Origin of the sequence: Cellulomonas bogoriensis 69B4 = DSM 16987 (assembly GCF_000767165.1) — a bacterium.
Taxonomy (GTDB): Bacteria; Actinomycetota; Actinomycetes; order Actinomycetales; family Cellulomonadaceae; genus Actinotalea; species Actinotalea bogoriensis.
On record NZ_AXCZ01000214.1, the window covers coordinates 1 to 3,848 of the forward strand.

A 3,848-nucleotide genomic window follows, 5' to 3' on the forward strand; every position below is an offset into this window, starting at 1 on the left:
CCGTCGCCCACCGCGTCACCGACGCCGACGTCGACCCCGTCGCCGTCACCCACCAGGACGGCGACCCCCGCACCGACGCCCACGCCCACCCCGACCCCGACGCCCACGCCGACCCCGACGCGGACCGCGACACCCGCACCGACCCCGGCTCCCGACCGGTACGGGCTGGGCACCGGGTCCCAGCGGGGCACCGCGGCCCAGGGGCAGGCGGCGGTGGAGTGGGCGCTGACGCAGGTCGGCAAGCCCTACGTGTGGGGTGGCACGGGGCCGGGCGGCTACGACTGCTCCGGTCTGACGATGCGCGCCTGGCAGAACGCCGGGGTGTCGATCAACCGCACCTCACGGGACCAGTACAAGCAGGTCCGCAAGATCTCCTACGACTCGATGCGTCCCGGCGACCTGATCTTCTACGGGTCCAACCCCGCCAACCCCGACTCGATCACCCACGTCGCGATGATCATCGGGGGCGGTCAGATGGTCGAGGCCTCGCGCCCCGGGGTGCCGCTGCGCGTCACCCCGATCCGCTGGTCGGGCACCATGCCGTTCGCCGGACGTCCCTGACCCGGACGGCGTGACCCGGACGGCGTGACCCGGACGACGTGACCCGGACGTCCTGACCGGCTCGCCGCGCCGGGGCCGTGCGGGCCCCGACGCGGCGAGGGTCCTCAGATCGAGTGGTGCCCGGCCTCGCGGGCCCGCTGGTAGGAGCGCTCGATCTCGGCCTCGGCCTCCTCGCGGCCGACCCAGTGCGCTCCCTCGACGGACTTGCCCGGCTCGAGGTCCTTGTAGACCTCGAAGAAGTGCTGGATCTCCAGGCGGTGGAACTCGCTGACGTCGTCGATGTCCTGCCGCCACGAGGCGCGCTGGTCGCCCATGGGGACGCACAGGACCTTGTCGTCGCCGCCGGACTCGTCACGCATGCGGAACATGCCCAGGGCCCGGCACCGGATCAGGCACCCGGGGAACGTCGGCTCCTCGAGCAGCACGAGCGCGTCCAGCGGGTCGCCGTCCTCACCGAGGCTGCCCTCGATGAACCCGTAGTCGTCGGGGTAGCGCGTGGAGGTGAAGAGCATCCGGTCCAGCCGGATCCGGCCGGTCTCGTGGTCCACCTCGTACTTGTTGCGCTGCCCCTTGGGGATCTCGATGGTGACGTCGAACTCCACAGGGTGCTCCTTCGCGGGCGTGCTCTCCGCCCGGGTCGGGGCGGCGGGTCGGACAGACGGTGGTGCTGGCGGGCGGTCGGCGTCGACCCGTGGCCCGTGGGCCCCGGGGCGAACGCTACGCCAGGCGGGACCATCGTCCCGCACTTGTGGGGGACGCGTGGGCTGCGGCGCGCCGCGGTCTAGTCTGTGGCCACCCCCCGCGCGCGCCGGCCGTGGGACGACCACACCGGAGGACGTATGGCGGCACGGACCTCGCGCCGGTCCGGGCCGGTCGCCGCGGCAGCCGCGGTGGCCCTGGTCCTGGGGGCGGGCGGGTACCTGGTGGCCGATGCCCACGACGTGGTCCCGGGCTTCCTCACCCTGGAACCTGTCCCGCCGCCGCCCTCGCCGTTCCCCGTCGCACCGGCGGCCCAGGAGCCGCCGCCCCTGGAGATCGTCCTGCCGCCCGTCGACGTCGACGTCCCGGTGCCCGACGCGCAGGAGCTCACCGCCCTCGCACGCGCCGCGGCCGACCACGAGTGGATGGGCGACTCGGTGGGCATCGTGGTCGCGGACCAGCTCACGGGCGAGGTGCTCGTGGACGTGGACGGCGACCGTCCCCGCACCCCGGCGTCCACCGCGAAGATGGCCACCGGTTTCGCGGCCGTGCGCGCCCTGGGCCCGGACGCACGCCTGGCCACCACCGTGGTGCAGGCGGGTTCGGGGCGCCTGGTCCTGGTCGGTGGGGGGGACGTGATGCTCGCCCAGGGGGCGGGCGACCCGACCGCGGTCAACGGTCACGCCGGTCTGGCCGACCTCGCCGACCAGGTGGTGCTGCGGCTGGAGCTCGCCGGTGTCGACGAGGTCGCCCTGGACGTCGACGACACCTTCTTCACGGGCCCGCGGCTGGCTCCCGGCTGGGCGGACACCGACCTGAGCGGGGGCTTCGTCGCGCCGGTCACCGCGCTCATGGTGAACATCGCCAAGACCCGTGAGGAGCCCTACCCGCCGCGCCACCGCGACCCGTCGCTGCACGCGGCGCAGGTGCTGGCCGCGGCGCTCGAGGAGCGGGGTGTCACCGTCACCGGCGCACCCACCCGCACCGAGGCGCCCGAGGGCGCGACCGTGCTGGGCATGGTGGAGTCGGCCACTCTGCGGGACGTGGTCGCCTACTCCCTGCAGACCTCCGACAACACCGTCAGCGAGGCACTGGGGCGGGTCACGGCCCACGCCCGCGGGCTCCCGACCTCCTTCCAGGGGGCGACCCGTGCGGTGATCGCCGAGATGACCGACGCGGGCCTGGACACCACCGGCGCCGTGCTGGCCGACTGCAGCGGGCTGGCCGACGGCTCGTGGTTGCCGGCCCGTCTGCTGGTGGACCTGGTGGTCCTGAGCGCCGACCCGACCGACACCGCGACGCTGCCCGTGGCGGTGGACATGCCGGTGGCCGGCTGGCAGGGCACCCTGGCCGAACGGCTGACCAGCACCCCGGCCCGGGGCCTGGTGCGGGCCAAGACGGGGTCCCTGCGTGGCGTGACGTCGCTGTCGGGGACGGTCGTGACCGTTGAGGGGCGGCCGCTGGTGTTCGCGGTGCTGGCCGACCAGACCCCGCCCGGTGGTCAGCTCGGGCCACGGCGGGTGATCGACACGTTCGTCCAGCAGCTGGCCGGGTGCGGGTGCGGGCTACCGTGAGGGGATGACCCCAGAGGACGCCGGTGACCGCCCACGGGCCACGGGCCTGGACGTCGACTGGCAGGCCGCGGGCCGCTGGGCCGGCCGCTTGGCCTCACCGGGCCCGACGCCCTCGCGCGCCGAGCTGCAGGTGCTGGTGCAGGACCTGCACGCCACGGCCTCGCGCGCCCGCCCCCTGGCGGTGCGTGCCTCGCGCCTGGGTCAGGCCCTGGACGGTGCCGGCAACACGGACCTCGAGCCCGAGCTGTTGGTGCTCGACCGCGCCGGGTGGGCCCGTGGTGCCGCACAGGCCATCGAGGCGATGACGACCCCGCCCGGGCCCGCTCCGGAGGCCCGGCGGGTGACCCAGGCGCCCGCCACCGCTCAGGCTGCGGGCCTCCTGGGTCTGCTGGCGGGGCGGGTCATCGGCCAGTTCGACCCGTTCGGCGGCCCGGGCGCGGGTGGGCGGCTCATGCTCGTGGCGCCCAACGTCCTGCGCACCGAGCGTGCCCTGGCGGCCGACCCGGCGGACTTCCGCCTGTGGGTGTGCGTGCACGAGCAGACCCACGCCCTGCAGATGGCGGCGGCACCGTGGCTGGCCGAGCACCTGCGCACGGCGGTCACGGCCCTGCTCCAGGACCTGGCGGGCACGTCCACGGCCCAGGACCTGGTCTCGGCCGTCGGACGTGGCCTGCGGGCGCTGCGCGCCGGCCGGGAGGACGTCGAGGCGTTGTCGCTGCTGGACCTCGCCCTGGACGAGCGGCACCGGGAGCAGGTGGAGGCCGTGACCGCGGTCATGGCCCTGCTCGAGGGCCACGCAGACGTGACGATGGACGCGATCGGTGTGCGCGCGGTTCCCAGCGTCCGGCGGCTGCGCGCACGCATGGAGGCCCGCCGCCGCAACGCGGGCGGGACGGACCGGTGGTTGCGGCGTCTGCTGGGCCTGGACGGCAAGTACGCCCAGTACCGCGAGGGTGCGGCGTTCGTGCGTGCGGTGCGGCGCGCGGGCGGCCGGGACGCCCTGGAGGCGGTCTG

Annotated in this window: 5 protein-coding genes; 3 read left to right on the forward strand and 2 right to left on the reverse strand. The window is 75.2% G+C overall.

What is annotated here, in order from left to right:
• Nucleotides 1–191, reverse strand: a 191-nt coding sequence (locus N869_RS18605) for a hypothetical protein (RefSeq protein WP_232229736.1), incomplete at its 3' end; no start/stop codon positions are given.
• 22 nt (nucleotides 192–213) lie between these two features.
• On the opposite strand from N869_RS18605, the gene N869_RS18610 reads away from it, so the two are divergent.
• Entirely contained in the window at nucleotides 214–561 is a 348-nt protein-coding gene (locus N869_RS18610; protein ID WP_052105557.1) for a C40 family peptidase, read from the forward strand.
• 104 nt (nucleotides 562–665) lie between these two features.
• Here the strand turns inward: N869_RS18610 and N869_RS13440 are convergent, their stop codons facing one another.
• The gene (locus N869_RS13440) at nucleotides 666–1,163 is read right to left on the reverse strand and encodes an inorganic diphosphatase (RefSeq protein ID WP_035062418.1); all 498 of its coding nucleotides are present in this window, start codon (nucleotides 1,161–1,163) and stop codon (nucleotides 666–668) included.
• Nucleotides 1,164–1,400: 237 nt separating this feature from the next.
• Between N869_RS13440 and dacB the strand changes: the two genes are divergently transcribed.
• Nucleotides 1,401–2,834 (forward strand): D-alanyl-D-alanine carboxypeptidase/D-alanyl-D-alanine endopeptidase, encoded by a 1,434-nt coding sequence (gene dacB / locus N869_RS13445; protein WP_052105559.1) that lies wholly within the window; start codon nucleotides 1,401–1,403, stop codon nucleotides 2,832–2,834.
• A 4-nt stretch (nucleotides 2,835–2,838) separates the two neighbouring features.
• On the forward strand, nucleotides 2,839–3,848 hold a 1,010-nt coding region (locus tag N869_RS13450; RefSeq protein WP_035062419.1), incomplete at its 3' end, for a zinc-dependent metalloprotease.

Bases quoted from the DNA above. Each gene is read 5' to 3' on its own strand.
- dacB (WP_052105559.1), top strand. From the start codon at position 1,401: ATGGCGGCACGGACCTCGCGCCGGTCCGGGCCGGTCGCCGCGGCAGCC.